The sequence below is a fragment of the Maribacter sp. 1_MG-2023 genome (assembly GCF_030547005.1).
GTDB lineage: Bacteria > Bacteroidota > Bacteroidia > Flavobacteriales > Flavobacteriaceae > Maribacter.
Genome location: NZ_JAUOPN010000002.1, coordinates 128,560 through 144,236, shown reverse-complemented (window position 1 = coordinate 144,236; position 15,677 = coordinate 128,560). Strand labels below are relative to the sequence as shown.

Here is a 15,677-nt window from a genome sequence, read left to right as displayed (position 1 = left end):
GCATGATTACTTTTTTATTCCTACTACTCAGAAGCAAATTCTGGTGTGATATCCTACTTAAAATAGTTACGTTTTCTTAACTTTAAGTATCTAGGCTAGTTACTACATTTATCATAATCATATTTCATTATTATTTAATATTCAATTTCATGAATACCAAATACATTGATCTTATTGATCAAACTTACTATTTCCCTCAAGAAGAGTTTAATTTAGATGGTGAACACTTACAATTTCACGGCATACCTTTGAACGATTTGGTTCAACAATATGGCAGTCCGTTGAAATTTACGTATCTCCCAAAAATTTCTGAAAATATTTTGAGAGCCAAAAATTGGTTCGCAAATGCAATAGAAAAGAATAATTATAAAGGTAAATACCATTATTGCTATTGTACAAAAAGCTCTCATTTTCAACATGTAATGCATGAAGCTCTTAAAAACGAGATTCATATGGAAACCTCTTCTGCTTTCGATATTAATATTATCGAAAAACTAAAAGCAGATGGTAAGTTGACGGATCAAACGTACGTAATCTGTAACGGTTTCAAACGTGAGAAATACATTGACAATATTGCTAGATTAATCAATAACGGTCACCAAAACTGTGTACCTATTATTGATAATTACGAAGAAATAGATTTGTTGTCAGATGCTATCAACGATACGTTCAAAGTTGGTATTCGTATAGCATCAGAAGAAGAGCCAAAATTTGAGTTTTATACTTCTCGTTTAGGTATTGGCTACAAGAATATTGTTCCTTTTTACGAAAATCAAATAAAAGATAATGATAAGGTTGAACTTAAAATGCTTCACTTTTTCATAAATACGGGTATTCGTGATAATGCGTACTACTGGAACGAGCTTGTAAAATGCTTAAAAGTATATGTACGTTTAAAGAAAATGTGCCCTTCATTAGATAGCTTAAATATTGGCGGTGGCTTTCCTATTAAAAACTCATTGGCTTTCGAATACGATTACCAATATATGATCAATGAGATTTTAAATCAGATCAATATTACATGTTCAGAAGCAGATGTGCCTGTGCCTCATATTTTTACTGAATTTGGTAGTTTCACCGTAGGTGAAAGTGGTGGTGCTATATATGAGATTTTATACCAGAAGCAGCAGAACGATCGTGAAAAATGGAATATGATAGATTCGTCTTTCATTACTACGTTACCAGATACTTGGGCAATCAATAAAAGATTTATCATGTTACCAATTAACCGTTGGAACGATGAGTACGAGCGTGTATTGTTAGGCGGATTGACCTGTGATAGTGATGATTACTATAATAGCGAGCAAAACATGAACGCAATTTATTTGCCTAAGTATAAAAAGGAAAAGCCATTGTATATCGGCTTTTTCAATACAGGTGCTTATCAAGAGTCTATTGGTGGGTATGGCGGTTTACAACACTGCTTAATTCCGCAGCCAAAACATATATTGATTGATAAAGATGAAAACGGTAACTTCACTTACAAACAATTTAGAGCTCAGCAAAAGGCAGAAGATTTGCTTGGTATTTTAGGCTACGATGTAACTACTGACGATGAATAAAAATAATTTGGCTGCAAAGACCGATACAGATAGAATTACGTATATAGAATTAAAAATAGTACTAAAGAACCACTTAACAATAGCTAATATATCATGAGTACATCTAAGAATTATGCCGGTATTTCCGATGAATTCGCACAACTAGAAAAATCGAAAATTATCTTGATACCTGTTCCTTATGACGGAACCAGTACTTGGGGTAAAGGAGCAGACAAAGGTCCAGAAGCTTTTTTAGAAGCTTCTGAAAACATGGAATTGTATGACATTGAAACTGATTCTGAGGTTTACAAACAAGGTATTCATTTAACTGAGCCTATAACCGAAAACAGTTCGCCAGAGGCAATGGTTAATGAAGTTCATGCTATTACTAAAGACTTTATTAAACGTAATAAATTTGTTACCCTTTTTGGAGGTGAACATTCAATTTCTATAGGATCTATTCGTGCTTTTAATGAATGTTTTGACAACTTAACCGTATTGCAGATAGATGCACATGCAGATTTAAGAGAATCATATGAAGGTACCAAGTATAATCATGCTTGTGCAGTATATGAGGCAAGCCAAACTACTAATTTGGTGCAGGTAGGTATTCGTTCTATGGATATTATTGAAAAAACGGTAATGGATGAAGAAAAAACATTCTTTGCACATGAAATGGTAGCCGATGAATATTGGTCAGATAAGGTAATTGAAGCAATGACAGAAAATGTATTTATTACGTTTGATCTAGATGCTTTTGACCCTTCTATTATGCCTTCTACAGGAACTCCAGAACCAGGCGGATTACTTTGGTATGAAACTATGGAATTCTTAAAACAGGTTTTTGAAGATAAGAATGTAGTAGGTTTTGACATCGTAGAACTTTGTCCGAACAAGAACGATAAATCGTCAGATTTCTTGGCGGCAAAATTATATTATAAAATGCTCAGCTATAAATTTGCAGGGCAAGATTTCGATCAAGAGTATGACAATACTTTTGACATTGATTATAAAGCAAACACAAATTCAAAATTTGAAGATGACGAAGACTAAAGGTGCAATCACCAATTTTATAGAAAAATACTATTTACACTTTAATGCTGCTGCATTGGTTGATGCTGCAAAAGGGTATGAAGAGCAATTGGAAAATGGAGCCAAAATGTTGGTTTCATTGGCAGGTGCTATGTCTACTGCAGAAATAGGTAAAATCTTTGCAGAGATGATACGTAAAGATAAGGTGCAGATCATTTCTTGTACAGGTGCTAACCTAGAGGAAGACATCATGAATTTGGTAGCCCATTCTCATTACAAACGTGTGCCTAACTATAGAGATTTGACTCCGCAAGACGAGTGGGATCTGTTAGAGAAAGGCTTGAACAGAGTAACGGATACGTGTATTCCTGAAGAGGAAGCTTTTAGAAGATTACAAGAGCATATTTTCAAAATTTGGAAAGATGCCGATGATAAGGGAGAGCGTTTTCTACCTCATGAGTTTATGTACAAAATGCTACTTTCTGGCGTGCTAGAGGAATATTATGAAATTGACCTTAAAGATTCGTGGATGTATGCTGCTGCAGAAAAGAACCTACCTATCATTTGCCCCGGTTGGGAAGATAGTACTATGGGAAACATTTTTGCATCGTATGTGATGAAAGGTGAGTTGAAAGCAAGCACTATGAAATCTGGTATTGAATACATGACCTTTTTAGCCGATTGGTATACTGCCAATTCTGAAAACGGAATAGGATTCTTCCAAATTGGTGGTGGTATCGCGGGCGATTTCCCAATCTGTGTTGTGCCAATGCTTTACCAAGATATGGAGCGTACAGATACGCCTTTCTGGAGCTATTTCTGTCAAATTAGTGACAGTACTACCAGTTATGGTTCTTACTCAGGTGCAGTACCTAACGAGAAAATAACATGGGGTAAATTAGATATTAATACACCCAAATATATAATTGAAAGTGATGCGACAATTGTTGCGCCTTTAATTTTTGCTTACCTATTAGACATGTAATTATGGACAAGAACGCACATTTAAACAGAGTCATTGTGGACTTTAAGAAATTAACGCCAGAGGTTCTTAAACTTTTGGTAGAAAGATATCCAGATGGGTATGATGATCGTAATATTATCTCTTTCAGAAATTCTCAAGGAGAACGAATAGAGGCTGTTGAGGTTTTAACTGAAGACACTAAATATTTAGTGAAAATCAGTGCCAAGCTTGAGTACACGATGGAGAATTATGATGTGGATGATTATGAAGATTTCGAAGATGATGATCCAACTGCGGTAGTAGAGCCAGATTCTGAAGATATGGTTGATGGTGCAGACGAAGATTAAGTTTTCTAGTCCATTATCAAGATTACACTTAAAGATTCCGGTTTGCTTTTAGTAAGCCGGAAAAATGAATCACACATAAAAATTAAACTAAATATCGTTGTGCTTACAACAGATAAATGAAAATTGACGAAATTGAAAATATTGAATTAAAGTTTTTAGATTTTGATGATTATCAGGAGCTAAAAACAGCTATGATTTCTGCTTATGCCAATATGCCTGGGTCATATTGGAAAGAGGAACATATAAAATCTTTGATCGATAAATTTCCAGAAGGTCAGGTAGTTATAAAAATCAATGGTCAATTGGCAGGGGTAGCATTGTCTATAGTTGTTGATTATGATTCATTTGATGACACCCATACTTATGAGCAAATTACGGGTAAGTACAGTTTTGATACTCATGATGATGAAGGCGATGTACTCTATGGTATCGAGGTATTTATAAAACCGAGTTTTAGAGGTTTGCGCTTAGGTAGACGTTTGTATGATTATAGAAAAGAACTTTGCGAGAAGTTGAACTTAAAAAGTATTGTATTTGGTGGTCGTATGCCTAATTACCATTCACATGCTTCAGAACTTTCGCCAAAAGAATATATTGATAAGGTTCGTCGTAAAGAAATTCATGATCCGGTACTGAGTTTTCAAATCAGTAACGACTTTCATCCTGCTAAAGTAATGAAAGGGTATTTAGATGGTGATAAAGCTTCTCAAGACTTTGCTATTCTTATGGAATGGGATAATATCTATTATCAAAAACCTAATAAAAAGGCGGCTACCAAAAAATCAATAGTTCGATTAGGGTTGATTCAATGGCAAATGCGCCCCTACAAAGACTTGGAAGAACTTTTACAACAAGCAGAATTTTTTATAGATTCTGTTTCTGGTTATAGGTCTGATTTTGCGCTCTTTCCAGAATTTTTCAATGCACCCTTAATGGCAGGTAACAATCATATGTCTACCGCAAGTGCTATTAGGGAGCTGGCCAAACATACTCAAGCCATAGTTCAGAAATTTTCTGAATTTTCCATTTCTTATAACATCAACATTATTTCTGGTAGTATGCCTGAAATGATAGATGGGCGCCTTTATAATGTAGGTTATTTATGTAGACGAGATGGTAGTATGGAGCGTTATGAAAAGCTACACGTTACCCCAGATGAAGCAAAGGTTTGGGGAATGCAAGGAGGTACGCAGTTAAAGACTTTTGATACGGATTGTGGTAAAATAGGGGTTTTGATTTGTTATGATTCTGAATTTCCTGAATTAAGTAGGTTACTAGCAGATGATGGCATGGATATTTTGTTTGTACCTTTCTTGACCGATACACAAAATGGGTATTCTAGAGTACGCCATTGTGCTCAGGCTCGTGCAATAGAAAATGAATGTTACGTAGCCATTGCTGGTAGTGTTGGAAACTTGCCAAATGTTGAGAATATGGATATTCAATTTGCCCAGTCGATGGTATTTACACCATGTGATTTCTCTTTTCCAACTAATGGTATTAAGGCGGAAGCTACTCCAAATACAGAAATGATTTTAATTGCAGATGTGGATATTGACCTTTTGCGAGAACTTAATCAATTTGGTGCGGTTCGCAATTTAAAGGATAGAAGAACAGATTTGTTTGAGTTAAAAAAGAAATAATAAAAACTCCGTCATTATAACAGGAGGTAAAAAACAAAAATATTGGATAATTTACAGATTATAGGTAGTGAAGAATGGTGTGTGTTTAATGACTTGGGTATCCCTGCGATTAAAGCAAGAGTAGATTCAGGTGCAAAAACATCTTCCATACAAGCTACCAATATAAAAATGGTGTCAAAAGGTGGTCAAGAATGGGTGAAATTTGAGGTGAGTCCGCTACAAGAAAACCGTAGTATAGCCATTGAATGCGAGGCAAGATTAGTTGCTCGCCGTATGGTAAAAAGTTCATCGGGTATATCTGAAGAGCGATTGGTTATTAAAACACCAGTTACCATGGGCGATGATACTTTTGAAATAGAGTTGACCCTTGCAAATAGAGATACGATGGAGTTTCGTATGCTATTGGGTAGAGAAGCTTTAAATGAACGTTTCATTGTAAACCCTGCTGTAAACTATCAACTACAATCATTTGAAGATAGTGACGTAAATAAATTCTATGCTCCTTATTTCAAGGAAAAAACGGGATTGAAAATTGCACTTTTAGCAAGTAATCCTAATTTGTACAGTAACAAAAGAATCATGGAAGCTGCAGAGGCTAGAGGGCATGAAATACATTTTTTGAATGTAGAGCAAGCGTATATGAAACTTGATGCTCATTCTCCTGAAATTAGATATCGTGGTGGTATTATTCTTAAAGATTATGATGCGGTTATTCCACGTATTAAACCTTCAGTAACTTTTTATGGTTGTGCCTTAATTCGTCAATTCAACAATTTGGGAGTGTATTGTCAAAACTCATCTGAAGCAATTACGCAGTCTAGAGATAAGCTGTTCGCCTCTCAATTGTTTTCTAATCATGATATTCATATTCCTATTACAGGATTTGCAAAATCACCAATGGATACTAAAGACTTAATTAAAATGGTTAATGGTGCACCATTAATAATTAAGCTTCTAGAAAGTACACAAGGTAAAGGTGTTGTTCTGGCAGAAACCAATAAGGCTGCAGAAAGTGTTATTAATGCCTTTAAGAGTGTTAACACCAACATTTTGGTACAAGAGTTCATTAAAGAAGCAAATGGTCAGGATATTCGTTGTTTCGTGGTCAACGGTAGAGTAGTGGCTAGTATGCAACGCCAAGCCCAAAAAGGAGAATTTAGGGCTAATATTCACCAAGGTGGTATTGCTTCTATTATTAAAATTACTGCAGACGAAAAGAAATTGGCTTTAAAAGCGGCCAAAGTATTAAACCTTGCCGTTGCCGGTGTAGATATAATACGTTCAAATAAAGGACCATTATTGTTAGAGGTAAACTCTTCGCCAGGGTTAGAAGGTATAGAAAATGCTACAGGAAAAGATATTGCCAATGCTATGATTATGGCCATTGAAAAGCGATTGAAATTTATCAACTAAGTTCTAATTTAAGAATTGTAAAAATTAAAAGAGGTTACCTGAATAGGTAACCTCTTTTTTTATTTTGTTAGTAGAACCTTGAAAGTGGTTCGGGTATAATTTATAGGATTATCCCATAAACATCAAGCTCGATATAATAGCCCAAATACCAAGACCAATAGCTGCTATTCCAAATTTGCCTTGTAATGGTGCAAGTTTGGCTCTTAGCTCTTCTCCTTTTTTCATCGCTTCTGCATTTTTAGATAAAAGCATATCTTGAATCATGCCATAACCTAGTAAGAAGCCTAATACTGCAGTAACTACACTAACAGCAATCCATGTAATCCACCAAATTGGAAAACTACCAAGCATACCAATGCTTAATACTGCGCTAATAATACCCCAGATACCCCAGATACAGAAAATTAGACCGATCCAACCTTGATAGGGTGTAATTTTGTCTAATAGCTCTTTTGCATTTGGTTTTTTTGATAAAAGCAATGAAGGTGCTGCTAATATCCCCAGGATAATTAATGTAAGTCCGTAAATCATAATTTTAAATTTTAGGTTGGTTTCTTGTGAATAACGGAATAATATACTTTTAAGTATAAAATCGAAATAGAGGAACCAGCTATTGATTTAAACTCATATGACTAAATGGACTTCTTCACTAGTTATTCAGTTTATTCCTTCAAATTTTCTAACATTACTTGTGTCGTTTTTTGAAGGTCGAATTCTGCCTTCCAATTCCAGTCTTTTTGTGCAGTACTATCATCGATACTGCTTGGCCATGAATTTGCGATCTCTTGTCTAAAATCTGGTTCGTAAACTATTTTAAATTTTGGTAGAACAGCCTTAATGTTTTCTGCCATTTCTTTAGGTGTAAAGCTCATTGCAGCCAAATTATAGGCAGAACGTTCTTTAATATTTTCTTCAGATGCTTCCATAATCTGCAAGGTGGCACGTATGGCATCGTCCATAAACATCATTGGTAATTTAGTATCTTCTTCTAGAAAGCAAGTGTATGAACCTTCAGAAAGTGCTTTATGATAGATTTCTACGGCATAATCTGTTGTTCCGCCGCCAGGCATAGTTTTCCAGCTGATAAGTCCTGGGTAACGAATGCTTCTCACATCCACATTAAACTTATTAAAATAATACTCGCACCAGCGTTCTCCACTTTGTTTGCTTATACCGTATACGGTACTTGGCTCCATAATGGTATTTTGTGGAGTATCTTCTTTTGGAGTATTGGGACCAAAAACGGCAATACTCGACGGCCAGAAAATCTTTTCTATTTTTTTGTCTTTCGCTAAATTCAATACATTGAAAAGCGTATTCATATTCAAGTTCCACGCGCGCATGGGAAATTTTTCTGCTGTAGCACTTAACATTGCAGCCATTAGGTAGACTTCAGAGATATCGTAATATGCGATTACCTCTTCTAAGGCATCGTAATTAGTTGCATCTAAAATTTCAAAAGGTCCAGATTGCATTAATTCATCGTTACCTTCTCTAATATCGCTGGCAATAACATGTTCGCCACCGTGTTTTTCTCTTAGGGTTAAGGTTAGTTCTGTTCCTATTTGACCACAGGCCCCAATAATCAATATGTATTTTGGCATTAAAATTTGCGTTAAATGAATTTGAGATAAAGATACCTTTTCTTAAAATTTGTACATTCGCTTATGTCCAAAATTATCTTTTTTTTATCAATAGTTGTATTGGCTGTTTCTTGTAAAGATGCGGCACAAGATAAATCTAATATTCGTGAAATTCGTTGGGAAGAAACAACGGATAGCTTGCCACAGAAATCTCGTGTCGATGCCAAGGCACAAACCATTCTAAATGATTGGCTGGAGTACAATGCTTTAGATAAGAGTTTTGATAAAATCTACACTTCTGAACATATAGAGGATTTTCAGTTCTTAGTCGATGAGTTGATAGAGAATCAGAAAAAAATGGAAGAAAGTACTTATCCAGAGAAATTCAATATTCCTCAGGTAAAAGGACGTCAAAAACTATTTAAGACCTATATTTTAAAAACTAAAGGAGATTTGGAATACCAACAAAATCCAAGAGAATCCATCCTTCAAATGATTGCCGCTTACAATGATTTAAGAAATCAATTTAATGTCATAGTGAATAATACCTTACCAGATGAATTAATTAAAAATGAAGATAATTAGTGTATTTCTAATATTATTAAACTGGTTACTATCGCCCAAGTGAACGACAAGCATAAATCGGATATAAAGAATTTTAAATAGAAAAATAGAAAAGGCGAATCTTATGATTCGCCTTTTCTATTTCAATAACATTTCACTATCATTTTTTCTCTTCAGGAGCTTCTTTTCTAGAAGTCAGAGCTTGTTTACTTAAGCTAGCTAAATTGAAATTAGGGTCAATTGCCAACGCCTCATCTAATGTAGCGATTGCTTGATCGATATTATCTTTATCCGTATTATACTGTATAAGAGCTTTTATATGAATAAATGCAGCTTTTAATGGAACTTCGTAAGGTTGTTGACGCTCATAAAATGCATAAGTCATATCATCTGTAGCATTGGTAATACCATATTCAACATGTTTCATAGCACCAACGTTATCGCCTGTTTGTACTTTTAAATCAGCTAATTCATAGGCAAGGTATGCATTTGGCTCTCGCGAATTTAATGCTTCAAATTGTTCTAAGGCTCTTTTGGGCTGATTTAAGGCTTTTAAAGAAACCGCTTTCACTTGAATGGCTAGGTTAGAATCTGAATCTAATTTCTCGATTCCGATAATGTTCAATGCCTGTAAATGTTGATTATCATTTGCATAAATATAGGCAAGGGTATCATTACGTTGTTGAGATGGAGATAAGATATTTAAGTGTGTCAATGCATTGATTACACCATCAACATCGCCTTGTAAACGCATTTGGTCATAAAATGCTTCGTAATGCGTTAGTAATTCTGATTTGGTCTGTGAATATCCATAACTACCTGAGAATAAAATGGTAGCTACAACTATTAAAACTGTTTTTTTCATCTTTATTGTTCTTTTTAAAGTGCGCTAAACTATTAAAATAATCTGTATGATCCTGTTAAGGAAAGGTTTAAATGTTAGAAATGAAAAAGGCGCCCTACAAGGCGCCTTTTTTAAACTTCAATAGTTTTTAGATTCTTAAGCTAATTCTAATCTGTTATTAGATTTTTTAAAAGAATTTAAAAGCTGTGTATAAAAGCCAATACTCTTATTGTCTTTCTCAACACATGAAATTAGAAACTTACACAAGTTGTTAAATAGTAAATTCGTGTAAAATGTTGGTAAATAAGTATTTACCGTTTTAGGGTCATATAGGCTATCGTCTTCTATAACCTCCATTTTAATTCTATGGCGATGATAGTCTATAGTTACACTTGTTGCATTATAGTATTTTTTCAATAATGCAATATGTAATTCTTCGTACTTTTTAGAACCGTTCGGGTTCTTGCAACTTAGGGAGATGAGCTTCTCTAATTCAACTAAAACCCTCTCCCGTAATTTATCTTTCTTCATAATATTATGGTTTTATATTGTTAAACAAAGGTATGTCATACGTCGATAAGTAGTTGAAAACCAACAATATATTAACGCTGTTTTTAGGTATTTGTTGTGAAAGGGAAGCTAAGTGTTGTGAAGGGTTAGTTTATAGGTGTAAGAAAGTTATAGTTGTTAATAAGAAAAATACTACAAAATGATATTAATTTTTGATTTTTGCCAGTAGCAGCGTATTTTGGCGCTGGTATACTTTTTTTAGCTGCTTGTTTGGTATAATATTCTTTTTTCGTCGGATGCTTAGGATATACAGCATTCAATACATCATTATAATGGTCGCATTCAATAACCGTTTTTATAATACCAATGCAATCATTTAAATGAATTAGGTTAACAGGTGCGTCGCCACCACTAAGGTTTTCTCTTCCCGATAACATAGTTACTGGGTGTCTGTTTGGTCCAATTAATCCGCCAAAACGAATGATTGTTGTATTTAACTCTTTATCGTTTTTTAAAAGGTCTTCGCACTGTACTAATTGTATGCCAGATTCAGTAGTGGGTTGAGGTACCGTTTTCTCAGTGACTGTACCTTCTGTATCACCATAAACTGCCGTGCTACTAGCAAATATGATATTTTTTACTGCCGATTTTTTAATAGCCTGGTGAAGTAATGTAATCTTTTCGATGTAACTTTCTTTAGGGCCTTTTCCTCTTAATTTGGGAGGAATGTTTATAACAAGCACTGATACCGAATCAAGAAACGAATCAATATCGCCATTGATATTATTCTCGGATAAAGCTATTTTGAATGGTGTGATGCCTCTTTCTTTTAAGACCGATATTTTCTCATCAGATGTAGAAGTTCCATTAACTGTATAACCGCTAGCTATTAAATTTTCAGCCAATGGTAAACCCATCCATCCACAACCAATTACGCCTATTTTCTTATTCAAATTTCACTTTTTGTATGGTTAATATGGCATCGTTCAATACAAACGGCATCGGTATTTGGTCTTCTTTTCGCTTCGGTATCGAGAATAATCCATTTTTAAGTAAATCGTTAGAAGCTTCATAAACCGTAAGTTCCAATTCTTGATCTTGCGGGACTTCTAATATAATATCGGTGTAATTTTTATCACTAATATAATGGGTAATCAGCCTACCGCCATATCTGTTTTTAAGAAAATACTCAGATAGTTCTATTCCGTTTACATCTGCCTTTACAATATCAACATCATTGGTGAACACCTCTAAACGGTTAATAGGTCGATTCGGAGTAATACATAAATGAACTGTGCGAATGTTATTTATTACAGAATCTAGTTGCACCTCAATAGTTGGTTTTGGTACATTCTTTAACGGAGCTTCATTTGTAAACGTAAAATTAGAACCGTATTTGCTGCTAATGGTCTTTTTTGAGAGAAGGGTATCTGCAACTTTTTTAGTGATGTATTGCGAAGTCCAGTCAGATGGACGGTGCTCATAAGTTGCCCACTTCGCTTTATTTTCATCGGTATCTAAAACATATAATAGGCTAGTTGGTTTCGGTCTATCGTTGGTAAATCCAGAGTTCATATGCGCAGATGCCATAAAGCCTGCAAACAACAAGAAACTTAGAAATGCCAATGCACCTTTTTTTCTGTATTTGGTAACTAAGGGAAGTAATAAAAAGAAGATTAATGTCGTCAATAGGGTAGTAGCTACCAACATTTTAAGACCTAAGCCAACCGGAAACATTTTCACGAAGGGTGCGAATATGAATAAGGCGGGAATACCAAGAAATACAAGCAAAAATGCATTCGGATTCTTTTGATTTATATGCACGTAAAAGGCAACTAAAAAGCTATATAAAGGTATAATGAAAAACGCGGCACCTTGTAAATAGATAGCTACTAGTCCACAAATGATAATCCAAATTATGAATGGGGCTACCAATAAATTAGCGGTTTTAATTACCTTGAATTTATAGTATGCATAAAAACAAGTGCCTAATGAAAATAGGGTAAACGCAAAGATATAAGCATGACCGTTATAAGTGAAACCATGTAGAATATCTTTATAGCTTGGGTATAGCCATTTTAAAAACTGCCAACTAAAGTACCCTACAACTCCGTTAACTATTAAGGTAAAGAGTACGGGAATAAATCCTTTTAAAATATCTTTTCCATTCAGGACTTTTTTTCGAAATCCAGATAGTAATAATAGTATGAAAAAGAGAATGGCAATGATTAGCATGGGTATAATCCAACTAAACGGATATGATACCATCTTAAAGAAAGGTACATTGAAATATACGTTATCGTCAAGGCTTTTTAAGTTGCTGATGTCAGCATTACTGAAATAGGTTAATAATGGCATTAGATAGCTACCTTGGTGAGCCATCGTGTTTCTGTCTAATCTTTCATAATTGTCTATTTGGGTATGGTAATCGAAGTGATCATCAATAAACGCAAAGTTGAACCCTTCAACATCGCCATCTTCTCTAAACACGGTTAAATCCGTATCATTGGGTAACATCTTATAAATACTATAGGCAAGTGAATTCGCTACTGGAAACTCAGGATTTGCAGCTATAAATTCAGTAATTAATTTACTATTTCCTCTATTGGTCTCCATCAGCATATAACTTGGTCCGCCACTACCACGAGCTTCAAAATTTAAAACCAAACCAACATCTTTCAGCCATTCATGTTTATCTACAAATAGATCAGCACCGTTAAGACCTAATTCTTCAGCATCGGATATGAGAATGATGATATCGTTTTTAGGTGTGGTATTAGTCCTTAAAAAAGCCCTTACGCCCTCTAGAATTGTAGCAACACCACTACCTGCATCACTAGCACCTAATGAAGAATGCGGATTACTATCATAATGACTTAGCAGTAATAAGGCCTTACCAGATTCACTTCCTTTAATTCTTGCTAATACATTTTCTGCTTTACTTAAATTACCCCAATCACCAGCGGTATACCCTTCTTGTAAAGAAGTTTCCAAACCTAACTTTTGAAGTTTTGCAGTAATATAATTACGGACAGTCGTATGTGCAGGAAACCCGACACCATGTGGTTCTTTTGATATTTCTTTTACGTGTTGCAAGGCTCTATCGGTAGAAAATTCGGTGTCTACGACTGTTTCACCCTCATTATATTGTGGTAGAAGTACTCTAAAACTCCAATATGTGGCAAGAATGACTAGAAGTAAAGTTAATACGGTTGGCGTTTTTCTCATGATTATGATATTCTTTTAAAAAGTCCTAAAATACTGAGTATATGTAGGTATTCATCGAAAAATATTAGTAAAATTCGTTTTATTTGTTATCTTTAGTAATCAACCTTTAAATAAACTATCATGGGAATCAAAAGCTTTCAAGGCGTTAGAAAAGTATTTAAAAAGGAATTTGAAGCCCCAATATTGGTCGCTGATTACATGACCACTAAGTTAATCACTTTTTCGCCAGATGATTCAATTTTAACCGTTATGGAAAAATTTGCAAAACATCATATCTCTGGTGGACCCGTTTTGGATAAAAATGGATTTCTTGTAGGTATCATTTCTGAAGCCGATTGTATGAAGCAGATTTCTGAAAGTAGGTACTTCAATCAACCTATTTTAGATAAGAGTGTAGAAAATTTTATGACAAAGTCAGTTGAAACAATTCCTCATGATATTTCAATTTTTGACGCAGCAGGAATTTTTGCACAACATAATAGAAGAAGATTACCCGTAATGAAAAATGATATTTTAGTTGGTCAAATTAGTAGAAAGGATATAGTCGTGGCCGCACTTAAATTAAGTGGGCATAATTGGAAATAGATTTTATTAAGTACAAAGTACAAAGTATTAAGTAAGAAGTTAACTTATAAAAAAGTCTCCTTTAAGGAGACTTTTTTATATAATGTTCACAACCAACTATTCTCTCTTTACAATCATATAGAAATCATTGTCTAATGGTAGGTAGCCTAAATCATATAGAAAGTAATATGTTGTGCCTTTTTTTGTGGTGTATAAATTGGTAATAAAGTCAAAATCGAAACCTTTATCTATTAGCCGCATACGGGTGGTTTTTGTTTTGCCGTCTTTCAAGTTATAACTATCAAGAATGCGGTAGTTTTTGCGTAGCTTATTATTAATATTTCTAATAAGGTTTTTGCTGTCTGGGTTTACTTTATTGTTAAAGGTATTGCGACAGTAATCATTGCAGAACTTTTTGTCGACTCTGCCCATGACCTCTTTTCCGCATTCTAAACATTCCTTTTTCATCTATTGCCTGTGGTAATTAAAGGTGACTTCGTTCGATGATCCGTCTTCTTCACCAACCTCAACATACATATTTATTTCTTTGTCAGATATGCGCTCAATAGTAAAATCATCAAAGTAAAATTTACTTCCTTCTATTTTTACTAGCTTAAAATCAATATTTTCATCTCGTTCTTCCCAACCACTTAAATTAGCATTGAAATGTTTGAGTTGTAAAATGAGTGTTCCATCTATCTCAATAAGATGACCGAATTCATAAAAGCTTACTTCCCCTTTATCTAGTAATCTAAAGGAGAACATCATGGAACCATCTGCAGGCGGAGACCATATCTCTTCGGCAATTCCTCCAAAGGCTTCTCCTTTCCAATGGCCCGCAAGCCATTCTATATTATTTAGCGTCGCTGCTGGGCTCGTCATACCTTCTTCAAAAGAAACGGTATTTTGTGCCTGTAGTAAACACGTTGATGAAAGTAAGAAAAGCAGTAAAAATTTCATGTTCTAGTATTTGTAGCAAGATACAAATTAAACGTTTACAAACGGCTTCGCTTACTTTTCATAAAACTCTATTGGTAAGTCGTCTGGGTCCGCAATAAAGGTGAATCGTTTATTGGTAAACTCATCTACACGAATAGGTTCTGCTATTACATCGTGTTTTATACAATGTGCAATAATATTCTCTAAATCATCAACCTCAAATGCTACATGTCTTAATCCGCAAGACTCTGGTTTAGACGGTCTTTTCGGCGGATTAGGGAAAGAGAATAATTCAATTATATACTCACCTTTTAATGCCAAATCTAATTTGTAAGATTGTCGCTCTTCTCGATAAACCTCTCGAATAATTTCTAAGTCCAAAACCTCAGTGTAAAATTGTTTAGAAACCTCGTAATCAGAGCAGATGATAGCGGTGTGGTGTACTTTGTTCATTGGTTGTTAGAAATTTGTCTAAAACATTACAAAAATAGGGTGGCTTACATAG

17 protein-coding genes are annotated in these 15,677 nt (G+C 34.6%); 8 read left to right on the top strand and 9 right to left on the bottom strand.

Annotated features, from left to right (window positions below):
• Positions 1–149: 149 nt before the first annotated feature.
• The 6 genes from Q4500_RS03525 (at position 150) to rimK (ending at position 6,940) form a co-directional block, all read left to right on the top strand.
• On the top strand, positions 150–1,562 hold the full coding sequence (locus Q4500_RS03525; RefSeq protein WP_303598363.1) for an arginine decarboxylase: 1,413 nt from the start codon (positions 150–152) through the stop codon (positions 1,560–1,562).
• 93 nt (positions 1,563–1,655) lie between these two features.
• Positions 1,656–2,594: an agmatinase gene (gene speB, locus Q4500_RS03520; RefSeq protein ID WP_303598362.1), complete on the top strand. Its 939-nt coding sequence runs from the start codon at positions 1,656–1,658 to the stop codon at positions 2,592–2,594.
• A complete protein-coding gene (locus Q4500_RS03515) occupies positions 2,581–3,558 on the top strand; it encodes a deoxyhypusine synthase family protein (RefSeq protein WP_299319243.1) in 978 nt (325 codons plus the stop codon). Before speB ends, Q4500_RS03515 begins: the two co-directional genes overlap by 14 nt.
• Before the next feature lie 2 nt (positions 3,559–3,560).
• On the top strand, positions 3,561–3,884 hold the full coding sequence (locus Q4500_RS03510) for a hypothetical protein (protein WP_303598361.1): 324 nt from the start codon (positions 3,561–3,563) through the stop codon (positions 3,882–3,884).
• Positions 3,885–4,000: 116 nt separating this feature from the next.
• Complete coding sequence (locus Q4500_RS03505; RefSeq protein ID WP_303598360.1) at positions 4,001–5,527, top strand: bifunctional GNAT family N-acetyltransferase/carbon-nitrogen hydrolase family protein; 1,527 nt, start codon at positions 4,001–4,003, stop codon at positions 5,525–5,527.
• A gap of 42 nt (positions 5,528–5,569) precedes the next feature.
• Entirely contained in the window at positions 5,570–6,940 is a 1,371-nt protein-coding gene (gene rimK / locus Q4500_RS03500) for a 30S ribosomal protein S6--L-glutamate ligase (protein WP_303598359.1), read from the top strand.
• 108 nt (positions 6,941–7,048) lie between these two features.
• On the opposite strand, the gene Q4500_RS03495 is transcribed toward rimK, so the two are convergent.
• The gene (locus Q4500_RS03495) at positions 7,049–7,471 is read right to left on the bottom strand and encodes a hypothetical protein (RefSeq protein ID WP_303598358.1); all 423 of its coding nucleotides are present in this window, start codon (positions 7,469–7,471) and stop codon (positions 7,049–7,051) included.
• A gap of 131 nt (positions 7,472–7,602) precedes the next feature.
• On the bottom strand, positions 7,603–8,544 hold the full coding sequence (locus Q4500_RS03490) for an NAD-dependent epimerase/dehydratase family protein (RefSeq protein WP_303598357.1): 942 nt from the start codon (positions 8,542–8,544) through the stop codon (positions 7,603–7,605).
• Between the two features lie 63 nt (positions 8,545–8,607).
• On the opposite strand from Q4500_RS03490, the gene Q4500_RS03485 reads away from it, so the two are divergent.
• The gene (locus Q4500_RS03485) at positions 8,608–9,108 is read left to right on the top strand and encodes a hypothetical protein (RefSeq protein WP_303598356.1); all 501 of its coding nucleotides are present in this window, start codon (positions 8,608–8,610) and stop codon (positions 9,106–9,108) included.
• A gap of 139 nt (positions 9,109–9,247) precedes the next feature.
• Here the strand turns inward: Q4500_RS03485 and Q4500_RS03480 are convergent, their stop codons facing one another.
• The 4 genes from Q4500_RS03480 to Q4500_RS03465 form a co-directional block, all read right to left on the bottom strand.
• Complete coding sequence (locus Q4500_RS03480) at positions 9,248–9,952, bottom strand: hypothetical protein (RefSeq protein WP_303598355.1); 705 nt, start codon at positions 9,950–9,952, stop codon at positions 9,248–9,250.
• Between the two features lie 135 nt (positions 9,953–10,087).
• Positions 10,088–10,462 carry a hypothetical protein gene (locus Q4500_RS03475; RefSeq protein ID WP_036151420.1) on the bottom strand — a complete coding sequence of 125 codons (375 nt, stop codon included), beginning with the start codon at positions 10,460–10,462 and terminating at the stop codon, positions 10,088–10,090.
• A gap of 125 nt (positions 10,463–10,587) precedes the next feature.
• The gene (locus Q4500_RS03470) at positions 10,588–11,394 is read right to left on the bottom strand and encodes an SDR family oxidoreductase (protein WP_303598354.1); all 807 of its coding nucleotides are present in this window, start codon (positions 11,392–11,394) and stop codon (positions 10,588–10,590) included.
• Positions 11,387–13,669 carry a M28 family peptidase gene (locus Q4500_RS03465; RefSeq protein ID WP_303598353.1) on the bottom strand — a complete coding sequence of 761 codons (2,283 nt, stop codon included), beginning with the start codon at positions 13,667–13,669 and terminating at the stop codon, positions 11,387–11,389. Before Q4500_RS03465 ends, Q4500_RS03470 begins: the two co-directional genes overlap by 8 nt.
• Before the next feature lie 120 nt (positions 13,670–13,789).
• Between Q4500_RS03465 and Q4500_RS03460 the strand changes: the two genes are divergently transcribed.
• Positions 13,790–14,254, top strand: a complete 465-nt coding sequence (locus Q4500_RS03460) for a CBS domain-containing protein (protein ID WP_299319281.1) — start codon at positions 13,790–13,792, stop codon at positions 14,252–14,254.
• A gap of 96 nt (positions 14,255–14,350) precedes the next feature.
• On the opposite strand, the gene Q4500_RS03455 is transcribed toward Q4500_RS03460, so the two are convergent.
• From Q4500_RS03455 to Q4500_RS03445, 3 genes are read right to left on the bottom strand one after another with little or no spacing between them, the layout of a single operon-like run.
• Positions 14,351–14,701 (bottom strand): hypothetical protein, encoded by a 351-nt coding sequence (locus tag Q4500_RS03455; RefSeq protein ID WP_303598352.1) that lies wholly within the window; start codon positions 14,699–14,701, stop codon positions 14,351–14,353.
• Complete coding sequence (locus Q4500_RS03450; protein ID WP_303598351.1) at positions 14,702–15,193, bottom strand: DUF6265 family protein; 492 nt, start codon at positions 15,191–15,193, stop codon at positions 14,702–14,704.
• Between the two features lie 51 nt (positions 15,194–15,244).
• Entirely contained in the window at positions 15,245–15,625 is a 381-nt protein-coding gene (locus tag Q4500_RS03445) for a VOC family protein (RefSeq protein WP_303598350.1), read from the bottom strand.
• Positions 15,626–15,677 lie beyond the last annotated feature (52 nt).